Source organism: Epilithonimonas hungarica, from assembly GCF_900102265.1.
Taxonomy (GTDB): domain Bacteria; phylum Bacteroidota; class Bacteroidia; order Flavobacteriales; family Weeksellaceae; genus Epilithonimonas; species Epilithonimonas hungarica.
The window spans coordinates 469,747-484,609 of the sequence record NZ_FNBH01000003.1; the positions used below are offsets into that span (position 1 = coordinate 469,747).

Annotated in this window: 16 protein-coding genes; 15 read left to right on the forward strand and 1 reads right to left on the reverse strand. The window is 38.4% G+C overall.

Going from position 1 to position 14,863, the window contains the following annotated elements; genetic code table 11:
• The first annotated feature begins 111 nt into the window (after positions 1 to 111).
• From BLT30_RS13975 to BLT30_RS13995, 4 genes are all read left to right on the forward strand, one after another.
• Positions 112 to 471 carry a CPBP family intramembrane glutamic endopeptidase gene (locus BLT30_RS13975; RefSeq protein ID WP_089874146.1) on the forward strand — a complete coding sequence of 120 codons (360 nt, stop codon included), beginning with the start codon at positions 112 to 114 and terminating at the stop codon, positions 469 to 471.
• A gap of 224 nt (positions 472 to 695) precedes the next feature.
• A complete protein-coding gene (locus tag BLT30_RS13985) occupies positions 696 to 1,247 on the forward strand; it encodes a TetR/AcrR family transcriptional regulator (protein ID WP_089874148.1) in 552 nt (183 codons plus the stop codon).
• 112 nt (positions 1,248 to 1,359) lie between these two features.
• Complete coding sequence (locus BLT30_RS13990) at positions 1,360 to 2,247, forward strand: AraC family transcriptional regulator (protein ID WP_089874149.1); 888 nt, start codon at positions 1,360 to 1,362, stop codon at positions 2,245 to 2,247.
• 17 nt (positions 2,248 to 2,264) lie between these two features.
• Complete coding sequence (locus BLT30_RS13995; protein ID WP_089874150.1) at positions 2,265 to 2,690, forward strand: tetratricopeptide repeat protein; 426 nt, start codon at positions 2,265 to 2,267, stop codon at positions 2,688 to 2,690.
• 217 nt (positions 2,691 to 2,907) lie between these two features.
• On the opposite strand, the gene BLT30_RS14000 is transcribed toward BLT30_RS13995, so the two are convergent.
• Positions 2,908 to 3,795 (reverse strand): helix-turn-helix domain-containing protein, encoded by an 888-nt coding sequence (locus tag BLT30_RS14000; protein WP_221405587.1) that lies wholly within the window; start codon positions 3,793 to 3,795, stop codon positions 2,908 to 2,910.
• Between the two features lie 214 nt (positions 3,796 to 4,009).
• Here BLT30_RS14000 and BLT30_RS14005 point away from each other — a divergent pair, with 214 nt between their 5' ends.
• From BLT30_RS14005 to BLT30_RS14055, 11 genes are all read left to right on the forward strand, one after another.
• Positions 4,010 to 5,329, forward strand: a complete 1,320-nt coding sequence (locus BLT30_RS14005; RefSeq protein WP_089874152.1) for a phytoene desaturase family protein — start codon at positions 4,010 to 4,012, stop codon at positions 5,327 to 5,329.
• A 37-nt stretch (positions 5,330 to 5,366) separates the two neighbouring features.
• Positions 5,367 to 6,113, forward strand: a complete 747-nt coding sequence (locus BLT30_RS14010; RefSeq protein WP_089874153.1) for a hypothetical protein — start codon at positions 5,367 to 5,369, stop codon at positions 6,111 to 6,113.
• 80 nt (positions 6,114 to 6,193) lie between these two features.
• Positions 6,194 to 8,269: an AAA family ATPase gene (locus tag BLT30_RS14015; RefSeq protein WP_175487197.1), complete on the forward strand. Its 2,076-nt coding sequence runs from the start codon at positions 6,194 to 6,196 to the stop codon at positions 8,267 to 8,269.
• Between the two features lie 86 nt (positions 8,270 to 8,355).
• Entirely contained in the window at positions 8,356 to 9,186 is an 831-nt protein-coding gene (locus BLT30_RS14020; protein ID WP_089874155.1) for an RteC domain-containing protein, read from the forward strand.
• 520 nt (positions 9,187 to 9,706) lie between these two features.
• On the forward strand, positions 9,707 to 10,264 hold the full coding sequence (locus tag BLT30_RS14025) for a hypothetical protein (protein WP_089874156.1): 558 nt from the start codon (positions 9,707 to 9,709) through the stop codon (positions 10,262 to 10,264).
• Between the two features lie 50 nt (positions 10,265 to 10,314).
• Positions 10,315 to 10,758: a lipocalin-like domain-containing protein gene (locus tag BLT30_RS14030; RefSeq protein WP_089874157.1), complete on the forward strand. Its 444-nt coding sequence runs from the start codon at positions 10,315 to 10,317 to the stop codon at positions 10,756 to 10,758.
• A gap of 28 nt (positions 10,759 to 10,786) precedes the next feature.
• The gene (locus BLT30_RS14035; protein ID WP_089874354.1) at positions 10,787 to 11,755 is read left to right on the forward strand and encodes an NAD(P)H-quinone oxidoreductase; all 969 of its coding nucleotides are present in this window, start codon (positions 10,787 to 10,789) and stop codon (positions 11,753 to 11,755) included.
• A gap of 294 nt (positions 11,756 to 12,049) precedes the next feature.
• On the forward strand, positions 12,050 to 13,096 hold the full coding sequence (locus BLT30_RS14040) for a cupin domain-containing protein (RefSeq protein ID WP_089874158.1): 1,047 nt from the start codon (positions 12,050 to 12,052) through the stop codon (positions 13,094 to 13,096).
• A 25-nt stretch (positions 13,097 to 13,121) separates the two neighbouring features.
• Positions 13,122 to 13,823 carry a YoaK family protein gene (locus tag BLT30_RS14045; RefSeq protein WP_089874159.1) on the forward strand — a complete coding sequence of 234 codons (702 nt, stop codon included), beginning with the start codon at positions 13,122 to 13,124 and terminating at the stop codon, positions 13,821 to 13,823.
• A gap of 4 nt (positions 13,824 to 13,827) precedes the next feature.
• Positions 13,828 to 14,289: a redoxin domain-containing protein gene (locus BLT30_RS14050; RefSeq protein WP_089874160.1), complete on the forward strand. Its 462-nt coding sequence runs from the start codon at positions 13,828 to 13,830 to the stop codon at positions 14,287 to 14,289.
• Positions 14,290 to 14,292: 3 nt separating this feature from the next.
• Positions 14,293 to 14,808, forward strand: a complete 516-nt coding sequence (locus BLT30_RS14055) for a DsbA family protein (RefSeq protein WP_089874161.1) — start codon at positions 14,293 to 14,295, stop codon at positions 14,806 to 14,808.
• The last annotated feature ends 55 nt before the right edge of the window (positions 14,809 to 14,863 follow it).

Genomic DNA, 14,863 nt, shown 5'->3' on the forward strand with positions numbered 1-14,863 from the left:
TCATAACATCGATTTTATTTCTTTTGAGTGGATTGGTATTAATTTTTTATTGATGAAAGTATAAAGCAAGCCGTTTTGTCGCCACCAAGTGTGACTGGAATTTTACGAAAAATGGGGGTAGATGGAATTTCGATAATCATTCTTCTAATAGTAGCCATATTCAAAACATCATTTGCTGAAGAAATTTTATTTAGAGGATTTATTGCGAAACAATTAATAAACAAAATTGGTTTTAATGCAGGAAACCTTATACAAGCTATAATATTTGGGTTTATTCACTTACTTTTATTTTGGGCATTAACTAAAACAACAATCATTTTTCTTTTATTAAGTTTCCTGTTTTCTTTTATTGCTGGGTGGACTATTGGGTATATAAAAGAAAAATATGCTAATGGAAGTATAATACCTGGCTGGATTGCTCACGCAACAGGAAATATTCTTTCTTATTTTATTATTGCATTCATTATTTAAATTAAAACAAAGTATCAAAAAAGAAGTACTACCGCTAACATTGGTTTTTCAAAAAAGCAGGTTAAAGTACAAACTTCATTTTTTTTCATATACCAAATTCGGAGCTGCTGTTTATATCTATATTGTGGAAAGGATATTTAAATTGTTCGGTTTCAACAGAAAAATACCCTGAAGTGACTTTAATTAAAAGGTAAAATAAGTAAATTTGTATCAAAAATACAAAAGTGACGAAAAAAGAGAGCTTGGTATATGCTGCAATGGAATTATTTGCTGAGAATGGATTTGAAAAAACTTCAACTGCAAATATTGCCAAACGGGCTCAGGTGTCCGAAGCACTTATATTTAAACATTTTACCAATAAAGACGGTTTGTTGGATGCGGTTTTAAAACAAGGTTATGCCGATGTTTTAAAATCAAATAAGAATATGTTAGAGTCAAAAGATCCGCTTTCTTTCGTACATCGGGTAATTGAGCTGCCCTATGTGCTTTATCTCAAGCACCCCTTATTTTGGAAAATGCAGGCACAGTTGCAGACACATCCCAAAGCCAATCATGCACAGGAACATTTTGTAAAACCTGTAAAATCGATATTAGCCAATTCACTACGGAATTTGGGATACAGTAACCCGGATAAAGAATCCGAACTGATATTAACCGTTGTGGACAGCGTCTGGAAAAAACTGGCAGTAGATGATAATTTCAATATCGGAGCCAAAGATTTGATTAAATATATTCAGGATAAATATACCATAGAGATAAAGCAGGAAAATAAATAACTTTTTAGCTCGTTTATGGTTTCTACATAATTAATGTAAAAAGATTAATTATTTATACAAAAGAAATTTAAATAAAAAAATATATCTTTAAAGTTGGTATAAAGTTATCTGTATGTCAAGGCTTAAATCAATAAAATCTGTTCCTAATTATCTCGAAGGTAAGATAATTAGCGAGCCTGTACATGATTATATCAGGATAAAAACATTTGAGGAAATAGAAAGTTTTCAGGTTGCACACATTCCTCATTTTCATGAACTGCTTTATCAGTTTTGTTATATCACTGAAGGAAGTTATACTATCGAAATTGAATCAAATAAATACCTTCTTGCCAAGAATACCATCCTGTTACTCAAACCGGGAGTGATACATGCTTCTTTTGAACACTCCAAAGATCTGCAAGGTTACATCATTCATTTTAGCCACGATTTTTTTTCATTGTATGCAAGTGTTAATAATTTTTTTAAAGATTTCATGATGAAGGATTATTCGGTTTTCTTTCTGACTGAACAGCTTATGGATGAAGATGCACAGTTTTTCAGAATGATTTTTAAAGAAATGACCAATGATTATAAGAGTCCTGAATATATGAAAAATGAGCTGTTGAAATCTTTTCTGAACATATTATTGCTAAAAATGTATGAATCATATGAAATTGTTCAGCATTCCCAGTCAAATTCAGCGGCTACTTTATTTATGAAATTTTTAAATCTTCTTGACATCCATATAAGAAAATGGAATAAAGTCAGTCAGTATGCGAAAGTGCTTAATATATCTACCGATTACCTGAATAAAATAGCAAAACAGGAAGGAAACAGGAAAGCGGGAGAAATAATAAGGGATAAACTTGTTTTGGAAGCACAAAGAGAACTGATTTATACAGACAAAAATATATCGGAAATAGCATACCAGTTTAATTTTACCGATACATCTCATTTCTGGAAAGTATTCAAAAAAAATGCTGGATTATCTCCCAAAGAATACAGAGAGAAGTTTAAGTGAATTAATATAAATTGCAAATGGAATTCCCCAAAGACAATAATGTAGTTATACTCTGTGCTCAAGGAATGGACTTTGAAGGACAAGGGAAACCTGAAGAAGCAAGCACACTTTTTCTCCAAGCTTGGAGCGAAGCAACAAATGACTTTGAAAAATTTACTTCGGCCCATTATGTAGCTCGTCATCAAAAAAGTGTTAATGACAAATTAAAATGGGACGAAACAGCTTTAGAGTTGGCTTTAAGAATAAATAACGACACTGTTAAAGGGGCTTTATCTTCATTATATTTAAATATTGCCAAATGCTATGAAGATTTAAATGACTATGAAAACGCAAAAACGAACTATGAATTAGCACTTTCATTTACAAACTTATTGCCCGACAACGGATATGGCAATATGGTAAAAAGTGGAATAATGAAGGGCATAGAAAAAGTGACAAAATGAAATTTACTATACAAGCATACGGAAAAAAAGATAATAACAAACATAACATGTATTGGCAAAATGGCGGGCGGAAGCACTAAAGTTAATCTTTCTTTAAAAGCAAAAGCCAACTTTTTTTGAAAGCGAATAAGTCGCTACTATTATTAAATATACTCATAATTTTATTAGGCTTTCCATTGCAAAATTAGCAAAAACTATTCTTCATTACCTCGCTATCTTACCCGTTCCTATATTCCAGAGGTGTCAGCAATACACGTTTTTTAAAATAGTTGGAGAAGAACGAAGCATTGGCAAAATGTAGCTCATCTGCAATATTGCCTATTTGCATATCTGTACTTTTTAATAATGCTTTAGCTGACAGCACCACCATATCATCAATCCATGCAGAAACAGTTTTGCCACTTACCTCTTTTACCACACGAGACAGATGCTTGGGCGTTAAAAACAATTTGTCTGCATAAAACTGAACACTCCTTTCCGTCCTGTGATGCTCATAAAGCAAACGCAAAAAGCTCTCAAAAAGCTGATAGCTCCGGGACATTCTACCTTTCTCGCCTGAACTGTTATATTCCAAATAAAGGCGTATCAATTCATAAACGAGTGCGTACACCAAATTCTTAATTGCCTCAGTTTGGTACAGTGTATTATTCTTTTCGCAAAGTCTGGCAATAGAGGTGTGAAGACGTAATAATTCCCAAAAATCGTCTCGTTTTAGTTGCAGGCAGGCATTACGGTCTATGACCTTGAAAATATCATTGATGGAATTAACTAATTTCATCTCCGATATAAAATCAATCGGAAAAAACAGCACCTTAATGGAGAGGTCTTTACTTTCCTCCAGAAACTGCACCACATAATTGGGAAGCAGCACCGTTACCGAATGTTCCGACACAAAATATTCCTGGACATTTACCCTTAACCGCACACTTCCTTTCAGGCAAAAGGCAAATGCTACGCCTTCACTTACGTGGGGGTGCATAAAATCCAATGAGTAATTCTGAATAGCAGCTGTCTTTTTGGATATGGCAATAGCACTGACGCCGGTTATGAAATCAGGCTGTTGAGAAAAGCTCTCAATGGATAGTATGTTAGAGGGTTCATTCACAATTACGGTTTCTCAGTTATAGGATATGATATATTTTTCGCTTTCCAAAGATAGTAATAAATAAGAGATATTGAACATTTATTGCGTTGTTTTGGTAATCCATTAACGACAACAGCTTTCTAACTTTGCTAAGTTGTAAACCAGTTGTGTTGCAACACTATTCTACGCAGATTAAGAATAGTAATTAAAAAAATCACGAAAAGATGCCATATAAATGGAAACAAAATTTGATGCATTAGTTATAGGTGCTGGCACTGGCGGAATGTGTGCCGCTGCAAGATTAGCTCACAAAGGATATAAGACCCTGCTTGTGGAAACCCACGACCGTGTTGGTGGAAGGGCTTCCACCCGAGAAGTGGACGGATTTCTATTGAATACTGGGGCATTGGTCATTGAGATAGGCGGAGCCGTGGAACAGACATTGAACGATGTGGGCGTAAAACTGAACTTATTTGTTCCTAAACCGGCAACGGAACTTTTGATAGGTAATAAACATTTGAATGCGGACGGTGGGTTTGTTGGATGGATTCGCAATCAGGCACCAAACATTTTAAATTTTATCACAAAGATACTTCCGCCTTTCAAACCTAAAAAGGGAGAATCTACCGCAGAGTGGTTAAGGAAATTCACTAAAAGCAAATTCATCCACGGAGCTGTATCCAATGTTATCGGTGCCATGTTTGCAGCCAGCAGTGAAGATTTACCTGCTGATGTTTTTCTGCATTATTTCACCAAAGGTTCTGCATTCAAGAAAATAGGGCTTGCGCCTGGCGGAACTGTTGAGGTATGGAAGTCACTGCTACCCGTTATCGAAAAAAATGGAGAAGTTTGGCTAAGCTCTTCGGTAAAAAAACTGACGTTTAATGAACATGGCTTGGTAAATGGTGCAGAAATAGAACGCAATGGAAAAATAGTAACCATCTCAACCAATGTGGTGGTCAGCAATGCAGGTCCCTGGGCTACCGTACAAATGGCTGGGGAAGAACATTTTCCGAAAGGTCATTATCAAAAGATTGAGAGAGAAAACAGGCCTGCTGCCATTATTACCATTCATTTCGCAAGCCAAAAGCCATTGGCTAAATTCGAGGGGTTGGCACTTGCGGCCAAAACACACAGAATGGTTTACGCAGGCAATTTCAGCCAGCCGGAGCAGAAAAGATGCCCCCCAGGCTGGTATTTATATTGTGCCGCATCCGTACCCAAACCCGCCATTGGCGAGTTTGATTTGGAAGAAGAAAAACGCTTGCTGATTCAGGACATCAAAGATTATTTTCCCGGTTTTGAAGAGCACGGAAAAATTCTGGCAATTGATGTAACTGCCCACGAATGGCCTGCACAAAGGGCTGTTACCGGCTTTGATCAGCCGATGCAAACGCCCGTTAAAAACCTTTGGGACGTGGGCGATGGTGCAAAACCCTGGGGCGAAGCAGGCACGGTAGCCTGTGCCAAAGGTGCCAAAATTATAGTTGATGAAATTTCGGAAAGATTTCCGGTTAAGACAGCTATTCCCATGCCTGTTCCCGGCAAACATTGATAATATCTAATAGCATATACAAATAAAATAAATAATTATGGACGATAAATTTTATAGAAAGCTGCAATTGTGGGCAGCTTGGTGTGGGATTCTGTATTGTGTCATTTACGGGGGAACGGTTATTATCTATCCACATAATGTACCACCGCCTGACCCTACTTTTACAGCACAGGAACTAGTTGATAATTTCTATTTGAAATACCAATCCCAAATCCTTTTGGGACAGTCATTATCCGTGGCAACAGGCATCTTATTCCTGCCTTGGGCTGTACAAATGACACTGTTGATGTGGAAAAGAGAACCTATACCCTTGCTGGCACTGATTCAGCTTGGTGGCGGTATTCTTACTACCTGGGTTTCTATGCAACCGCCTGTAATGTGGGCTTGGTGTGCTGAAAATGCAGGTATTGTAAGTCCGGAGCTAATTAAAATGAATCATTTCCAAGGGTGGTATTTTTTCAATATGACCTATTGGGCAACGACGATAGAATACATTGCCATATTTATATTTGTGATGAAAGACAAGCAAAAACCGGCTATCATGCCTAAATGGTGCGCTTGGTTGGCATTGCTTACAGGGTTGGCTTTCATTCCTGAAACAATGTTGCCATATCATAAAACAGGCATTTTTGCTATCAACGGTTACTGGAACTTCCACACTGCGTTTCTGATGTTTTTCATATTTACCGGCGCATCGAGCATTTATATGATTAAGAATATCAAGAAAGTAAAAATTGCGGCGGCTCCGGGAATTGGACAGGCCATCGGACGTAGCCAGTTTTAACATCAATATAATTACAGAACGGAATGGGGGATAACAGCTCATTGACCTTTACTATCCATTCCACTTTATCATCGGGTGGAATGGATAATGAGGTTTTGTTGAATCCAATAGATTTGGCTGCCTATGGATGGAATAAAAGTGACAGCATTATCATAACAGCAGAAGCAAAAGCGGCAGCCCGCCTTACTGCGAACAGCAGTATCCCGCAGGGGAATGTTTCACTTGGACAATTGCTTTTGGAAAGCATAGGAGCTTCTGTTGCCGATAAAATAACGATCGACAGCGTTTCCGTACAATCTGCGGAGCGTATTGTATTTGCAGTGATTGGAGGAGAAACCAACCATCAGGAAAGCCATAGCAGTACTTTTTCACGGCTTTTTGGTAATGGAGAAAATAATATTCCCCGCATGGTTTCTACGCCGGATTTGAAAACTGTCAGTAACCGCACGTTCATTAACGGTAACCAGATAGAATACGGTGGTTTTAGGTTAAGGGTCATTGAAACAGCACCGGAGGGTGCAGTTACGGTAAATTCCAAAACGGCTATTACCGTCATCAACCCGCAGGATAAAAAAACATCTTATCACGATATAGGCGGGCTTTCCACCGAAATTGCCCGCATTAGGGAAATGGTGGAGCTACCTTTGCTTCACCCTGAAATTTTTTCACGCCTTGGTGTAGATGCTCCCCGAGGCTTGTTACTTTACGGACCACCCGGCTCCGGCAAAACTTTGATTGCACGAGCTATTGCACAACAAACGAATGCACAGTTCCTGAACATCAACGGACCTGAAATCATCCAGAAACATTACGGAGAATCGGAAGAGATGTTGCGTAAAGTTTTTGAAGAAGCAGCAAAATATCCTGCCTCTATTTTGTTCATTGATGAAATAGATGCGCTTGCCCCCAACAGGGAAACGGTACTCGGAGAACTCGAAAAGCGTGTGGTTGGTCAGCTTTTGGCGTTGATGGATGGTGTGACCTCACGCGGACGAATGTTTGTAATGGGGGCAACGAATTTACCCAATAATGTTGACCCTGCTTTACGCAGGCCGGGAAGGCTCGACCGTGAAATCCCGATTAATCCGCCCACCAAGGCAGGACGTTTGGAAATCCTCAAAATACACACTCGTTTTATGCCCTTGGCAGCAGATGCTAATTTGGAAAGAGTTGCCGCAGTTACCCACGGTTTTCTCGGTGCTGATTTAGCGGCACTTTGCCGTGAAGCAGGTATGGCCTGTGCCCGTGAAGCAGGAACGGGCATACAACAGAAACCGTTGTTTGTGCATTTTAATCATTTTCTAACGGCACTTTCCGATTTTCGTTTGTCCACAATGCGGGAGCTTTCTACCGAAATCACAGAAACCCGGTGGGAAGACATCGGCGGTCTTGAAGAACAAAAGCAGCAACTAAAAGAGGCATTGGATTGGCCATTGATTTACGGTTCCCGCTTTGAATATGCAAATGCCTATGCGCCCAAAGGAATTTTACTGACAGGCGAATCCGGAACCGGAAAAACATTATTGGCACAAGCCGTTGGTTCTACAACGGAAGTGAATTTTATTGTGGCGAGAGGTCCAGAATTATTATCCAAATGGGTGGGCGAATCCGAAAGAGGTATTCGTGAAGTTTTCCGCAGAGCGAGACAATCAGCACCATCCATTATTTTTTTTGATGAAATTGATGCAATTACGCCCAAGCGTGGCAACAGCACAGGAGATGGTCAAATCGGGGATAGAATGGTCGGGCAGTTTCTGTTAGAACTCGATGCGCTTGACCGCAATTCAGGTGTAGTGGTATTGGCCGCGACCAACCGTCCCGATATTCTCGATTCTGCATTGCTAAGACCAGGACGGTTTGACCTTATTGTCAACCTGCCTAAGCCAGATCGAGAAACGAGGTTATCTGTTCTCAAAGTTCATTCCCTCCAAAGCCCGCTTAACGATGATGTGGATTTAGTTAAACTGGCTGAAGAAACTGATGGATTGAATGGTGCTGAACTTGCAGCTTTATGCCAACAAGCAAAAATGCTTGCCATCAGGTCCTCGGTTGAAAAACAACCTGGAGAATCTTTTACGCCGTTTACCATTGGAGCTGGGCATTTTGAGAGTGCATTAGCAATCATCCGCAGAAGCCAGACAATAGATAAAAAATAAAACAGTATTCTCAATACCTATAATAATTTTCAATATCCTAAATAATCAAAGGATATATTCAATCCTTTTCCGATTAAAAATACTGAATGAAAGAATATTTTAATGAAATTTACACCAAACTCAACGATGCTATTGTTGAACTTTCTTTAGAATCTGAAAACCAGATTTCATTATCTGAAAATGTAATTTGTAAAATTCTTGAAACCCTAAGTGATTTAAAAAAGTATGTACTGAAACTTGATTTCAAAAATCAGGAAGAGGAAATTTATTTCTTCAAAGAATTAAAGCCTAAAATCGTTTCCCTTCTGATATACCATAATTCGATATACAAAATTGAAACTAAGAAGCCTTATGGTGGAAATAAAAGCATTAAAAAATACCTGAACAACGAACTATCCAAGCTCAAAAGATATTTTGACAACAATCTTGAATTTTACAAATATTACAGGACGAACAGCACCTATCTTGACCATAAATACTTTGTTCGCGGTAAACACGACATCAAATTGAGTTTGGATAGTTACAGCTTTGAGGCAGACCAATGTTTTTCTACTTCCCACGACTATAAAGTAGCCAAAATAATTGCCAATGACCAGATTCAGGTCTATTTAGAAGACTACCTCTATAATGCAAAACCGATAAACAAATCAATAGATTCAACAATTTTAAATTGGACGGGCAGTAAAACTGCTCTGATTGAATTAATTTATGCTTTGCATTCTTTTGGGGTTTTTGATAATGGGAATACGGATATTAAACTAATAGCGAAATCCGTTGAAACACTATTTAATATTGACTTAGGAGATTTCTATCATACTTTTTTGGAGATTCGGAACAGGAAAATAAACCGCACAAAATTCCTCGATGCCTTACGAGAGAGCTTAGTCCGGAAAATGGATGAGCAAGATGAGAAATAGGATAAGTAGTCATAGGTCTAATTCTATTTTTTGTATATTTGCTATTGAGTTATTATAGGAATAATACGGAAAATGAATGCAGTAAGCACCATTACTAAATCGTTACCTACTACGACAACTTACCTCGTAAACTGCTCTTTATAAGCTGCTTTAGCTTTTTCTAACGTTTTTTATTAAAAAAACAACTTGTTTAAACTCAAACTCAACTTGTATTCTCTCAAAACAACTCGTTTAAACTAAAGTACAACTTGTATTCTCTCAACACAACCCGATTAGACTAAGACACAATTTGTTTTTTCTCAAAACAACTCGTTTAAACTAAAACACAACTTATATTTGTTCCAAACGAACTGTTTAAACTAAAACACAATTTGCATTTTCTCCTGGATATTACAATCTTATTTTTCTCATTCAACGACAGTTTCTGCCTGTTCATCGAACACCAATTGATTTTGAAATTTGCTGAATGTAGCTTTACACCATCAAATTAACATATACAAACAATTAAACTTTAAACATTATGGAAATCATTCAAACACCAGAAAATGCATTATCTCACTCTACAGTTACAGCGATTATCAATGCCCCAATCGAAAAAGTAAACATCGCAGATTGGTTACTCAATCTTCCCGATGCCGAATATCAAAGATGCTCAACGCAGCACATCGGAGCGGCTATTTCTACCACTTTTGACGGCGAACCGGTTTCTTTGAACGTTGAAACAATCGGAGATGCTTTGATGGTTCAGCATTATGTTGCGGTAGAACACCGTCCGGATTACTGCAGAATGTTATCAATTTCAGATTCTATTACTCAGAACGGACGTACAAAAGTTCAGGTTTTATGGGAACTGAAAGCCACAAAAATTGATGATAACACGACGTTGTACACCAACGAAATTCACGCAACAGCAACTCCTGAAATGTTCGAATACTTAAAAGAACACAACGTGAATTTTGCTGATGCCGCTGCTTCAAGACAAGCTGCTTCTGACGCCCATAACCACGAAGAAACGCCCAATTTTGCAAAAAGTATCGAAAACAAAGCGTTGACCGGAAAATATAATCAACCTTTTTAATTTAAAGACATAATGAGCGTATTTCGGTACGCTTATTTCATTTTAACATTATGAAAACACTATTTAATAAACTCTTAGGAACTTGGACCTTGGTAGAACTCATTGAAGTTCCTGTCAATGGCGGAGAAATTACCTATCCGATGGGCGAAAATCCGAAAGGATTGATTATTTACAATCCTAACGGTTATATGTCGGCACAAATTATGGATACGCACCGGGAAAACTTTTATCAGGAACATTGGACCAATGCCACTCCGGAAGAATATACACAGGAAGGTTCAACCTATCTTGCGTATTCGGGGCCGTTCAAAACGGATGATGAAAAACAGCTGGTGAGCCACACGATGTACATCTCTCTTTTTCCCAATTGGACGGGGCAAACGCAGAATAGAATCGTTATCTTTAAAGATGGTTTTCTGCATCTTGAAAGCGAGAAACCGTTCACCAGCAATTCGAGGTTGGTGACTCACAAACTAACCTGGAAGAGAGTTTGAAATGAATCTGATATTAAAATTAAAAGAAATGAAAGCAATAGTTGTTACAAAACCTGGAGGTCCTGAAGTATTGAAATTACAGGATTACACGACTCCCGAAATATCTGGAGACGAAGTCTTAATCGAAGTGAAAGCCGCAGGAATCAACCGTCCGGATGTTTTCCAGCGTGAAGGCAATTATCCTGCTCCAGATGGAGTTGTAGCCGATATTCCTGGACTGGAAGTTGCCGGAACTATTGTAAAATGCGGACCTGACGTCGTAGATTTCACCGTTGGAGACAAAGTTTGTGCACTTCTTGCAGGTGGCGGTTACGCAGAATATGTCGCTGTGAGGGAAGGTCAATGTTTACCAATCCCGGCAGATTTAAGTTTTGCTGAGGCGGCAAGCTTACCGGAAACAGTCTTTACAGTTTGGTCTAATGTTTTTCAGAGAGGAAATCTTCAACCAGGAGAAACCCTTTTACTCCACGGTGGAAACAGCGGAATTGGAATCACAGGTATTCAGATTGCTCACGCTTTGGGTTCAAAAGTAATTGTCACAGTAGGTTCTGATGAAAAAGGCCAGAAATGTCTTGAACTCGGCGCAGATTCATACATTAATTATAAAACACAGAATTTTGAAACCGAACTTCAAAAAGAAGGTGTAGATGTTATTCTGGATATGATTGGGGGTGATTATCTGGCCAAAAACATCAATATTCTAAGACCTGAAGGCAGATTGGTTCACATCAATGCGGTAAGTGGCAGTAAGGTTGACCTGGACATTTGGAAAGTGATGATAAAAAGACTTACTATCACAGGAAGTACTTTGAGAAGCCGGGAATATGAGTTTAAAAAACAGCTGGCCAAAGAGATTCAGAAAAATGTCTGGCCTTTGATAGAATCTAAACAGTTCAGACCTGTTATTTTTAAAACATTTTCTTTTTCTGAAGCTTCAGAAGCGCACCGATTGCTTGACGACGGTTCGCATACAGGGAAGATTATTCTAGTGAGATAAAATGATAGTTTAATAATAATCTAAATCGAATTTTAATCCTTCTCAATTCAAATTGTGAAGGATTTTTTATTAATAAAATGGACGTCGTTAGGAATCTTAATCGATAAAATTCAAATTGAAAGTCTATTATCTCTCATCTATTTTCCTTACTCCAAAAACATCAACTATTCCTTTCAAATTCCCACCGACTCATTTTGCCCATTCACCGAAAAACACTTCAAAATTCTTTGATTCCGGGGTAGCTTTACAGTAGAAATAAAGACAAACTATCATTAATCACAAAAACTTATCATTATGAATACTGCATCATTAAGTTTCAAATACGAATTAGAAAAAAAAGAACCAAGAACCAACGATGGCGGAACTACAAGAGGTGCTTCCGTAAAAGATTTCCCTGCTTCTATAGGCATTGCCGGCGTTTCTATGAGACTGCAACCGGGAAGTATGCGAGAATTGCACTGGCACGCGAATGCAGCTGAATGGGCTTATGTGATTTCGGGAACAGTTCGTACAACGATTATTCATCCGGACGGACACAGCTACACAGATAATTTTGAACCCGGCGACGTTTGGTATTTTCCAAAAGGTTATGGTCACTCGATTCAGGCGACGGGAACGGAAGAATGTCATTTTATTTTGATTTTTGATAACGGTAATTTTTCTGAAGACCACACCTTCAGTGTAACCGATTTTGTTTCAAGTGTACCACCTGAAATAGTGGCTCAGAATTTAGGCTTAACTTTAGAAGAAGTGGCAGCTTTACCTCAGAAAGAAGCGTATTTCGCATCGGGAATTGTTCCGGATGAAATGTCTTTTGTTGCAGCTGCAAGACCTGATGAATCGGATATTGAATTAACCAGTTTTCACCGTTATCCTTTGCATTCTCAACAACCGAGAATTGTTCCGGGCGGAGGTTTGCAGAGATTGGTAACGAGTAAAGAATTCCCCATCAGCAGCACAATGTCGGGTTCTATTTTGGAATTGCAGCCGGGTGCTTTGAGAGAAATGCACTGGCATCCGAATGCGGACGAATGGCAATATTTTATTTCAGGACAGGCGGAGATGTCGGTTTTTTTGGCAGAATCTACCTACGTCACAGAGCAGTTCAGTGCAGGAGATGTGGGTTACGTTCCGATGGGAGCTGGGCATTACATCAAAAATACAGGCGACACAGTTTGCCGGATTCTGATAGGATTCAACAGCGGAAAATATGAATCAATTGACTTAAGCGAATGGCTTTCCGGAAATCCGAAAGATGTTGTCATAACGAATTTCGGTTTGAAAGAAGGTGAAATTGAAAAATTCCCGACTGAGAAAGTTTTCATTCAGCCTAAGAAATAAGATTTGAACGAAATTTCTCGAAATAATGGATAATTCTGTCATTAAAACAAACACTTCCATTTCATCTGAATCGATTAAGATGCAAGAGAAATTAGCCCTATTTTTAGCTTTTATTGCCGGATATATCGATGCAACAGGATTGATACAATGGAAAACGTACGTCTCTTTTATGAGTGGAAATACTACTTCACTGGGAGCAGCCATTTCAACAGGTAAATCTGAAATCATTATTACATCAGTTACAGTCATAAGTTGTTTTTTATTAGGAATTTACGCCGGAACCTGCCTTTCATTATGGAAGAGGATTAAGAACCAAATATTAACATTTTATATAGTTTCCGTAATTCTTATTTTCTATTCGATAATTGCTTATTTTTATGATATTAATAATTTGTTATCCATTGCAATTGTCGGATTTTCAATGGGAATGATGAACACAATTGTGACTTCTGTCGGAAATCAAAAAGTGAACACAGATTTCGTGACCGGAACTTTGAACAGCCTGGCAAGGAACACTGCAATGCTGATGATGACTGAAAATAAAGCAGAAAAAAAAGAATACACATCCAATGCTGTTCATCTTTTGCTGTTGTGGATTGGCTTTTTATCAGGCGCATCTATTGCCCCTTTCCTACTCGATTATTTTGGAAAATGGACTTTGAATTTTCCTGCTTTATTACTGATGACTTGCGGATTATTGATTTCAAAAATTAACTCTAAAAACTAATATTATGTTACAGAAAAACGATATTGCTCCAGATTTTACCTTATATGCAACGCCCGACCAGAAAATTACACTTTCAGAATTCAAAGGAAGGAATGTCATTCTCGCTTTTTATCCTGCCGACTGGAGTCCGGTTTGCAGCGACCAGATGGCTTTGTACAATGAAACTTTGAAGTTCTTTCATAAATATGATGCCGAAATATTCGGAATTTCTGTAGACAGCAAATGGTGTCATCTGGCATTTTCTCAATCAAGAAATTTACATTTTCCTTTGCTGGCAGACTTTGAAGCCAAAGGAGAAATCGCTAAAAAATACGGTGTTTATGACGAGGAAGAAGGTGAATGTAAACGCGCACTGTTCGTCATCAACAAAGATGGCATCATCGAATGGAGTTATCTGTCACCAACGGCCATCAATCCTGGCGCAGACGGAATTTTAGACGCTTTAGAAAACCTTAACACAAAATAAATTATGTCACTAAAACCAAACGTCAGCCAAGCTGACCACGCACAAGGCAACTTAGACGCCGACCTTGTCATCGTAGAATACGGAGATTATCAATGTCCATATTGCGGCGCTGCTTATCCGGTTCTGAAGGAATTAATGAAAGAATTTGGAAGTCAAATCAAATTTGTTTTCAGAAACTTTCCATTGTCTGAAATGCATCAGTATGCAAGACCGGCAGCCATCGCAGCAGAAGCAGCCAATCTTCAAGGGAAATTCTGGGAAATGCATGATGCGATTTATGAAAATCAAAGAGATTTGAATGAAAACTTACTGATGAAGCTTGCGGAACAATTAAAACTTAATATTCCTCAATTTGAAAAGGATTTGGATAGTACTGAATTGGCAGACAAAGTAGATTCAGATTTTGAAAGCGGAATTATGAGCGGCGTGAACGGAACACCTTCTTTCTTCGTGAATGGGAAGAAATTCGATGGTGGCGCAGAAGACCTTTTGGAATTGGTAAGGGAAAACGTGAACTAATACCGAATCTGCAGCCCGACTTGAGTGGAGCTCTTTTTTGTCATTGCGATTGTAC

What these genes read in the sequence shown, in the direction of transcription:
- BLT30_RS13975 (WP_089874146.1), top strand. Translation starts at nt 112, where the DNA reads ATGGGGGTAGATGGAATTTCGATAATCATTCTTCTAATAGTAGCCATA.
- BLT30_RS13990 (WP_089874149.1), top strand. Translation starts at nt 1,360, where the DNA reads ATGTCAAGGCTTAAATCAATAAAATCTGTTCCTAATTATCTCGAAGGT.
- BLT30_RS13995 (WP_089874150.1), top strand. Translation starts at nt 2,265, where the DNA reads ATGGAATTCCCCAAAGACAATAATGTAGTTATACTCTGTGCTCAAGGA.
- BLT30_RS14005 (WP_089874152.1), top strand. Translation starts at nt 4,010, where the DNA reads ATGGAAACAAAATTTGATGCATTAGTTATAGGTGCTGGCACTGGCGGA.
- BLT30_RS14010 (WP_089874153.1), top strand. Translation starts at nt 5,367, where the DNA reads ATGGACGATAAATTTTATAGAAAGCTGCAATTGTGGGCAGCTTGGTGT.
- BLT30_RS14015 (WP_175487197.1), top strand. Translation starts at nt 6,194, where the DNA reads ATGGATAATGAGGTTTTGTTGAATCCAATAGATTTGGCTGCCTATGGA.
- BLT30_RS14020 (WP_089874155.1), top strand. Translation starts at nt 8,356, where the DNA reads ATGAAAGAATATTTTAATGAAATTTACACCAAACTCAACGATGCTATT.
- BLT30_RS14025 (WP_089874156.1), top strand. Translation starts at nt 9,707, where the DNA reads ATGGAAATCATTCAAACACCAGAAAATGCATTATCTCACTCTACAGTT.
- BLT30_RS14030 (WP_089874157.1), top strand. Translation starts at nt 10,315, where the DNA reads ATGAAAACACTATTTAATAAACTCTTAGGAACTTGGACCTTGGTAGAA.
- BLT30_RS14035 (WP_089874354.1), top strand. Translation starts at nt 10,787, where the DNA reads ATGAAAGCAATAGTTGTTACAAAACCTGGAGGTCCTGAAGTATTGAAA.
- BLT30_RS14040 (WP_089874158.1), top strand. Translation starts at nt 12,050, where the DNA reads ATGAATACTGCATCATTAAGTTTCAAATACGAATTAGAAAAAAAAGAA.
- BLT30_RS14045 (WP_089874159.1), top strand. Translation starts at nt 13,122, where the DNA reads ATGGATAATTCTGTCATTAAAACAAACACTTCCATTTCATCTGAATCG.
- BLT30_RS14050 (WP_089874160.1), top strand. Translation starts at nt 13,828, where the DNA reads ATGTTACAGAAAAACGATATTGCTCCAGATTTTACCTTATATGCAACG.
- BLT30_RS14055 (WP_089874161.1), top strand. Translation starts at nt 14,293, where the DNA reads ATGTCACTAAAACCAAACGTCAGCCAAGCTGACCACGCACAAGGCAAC.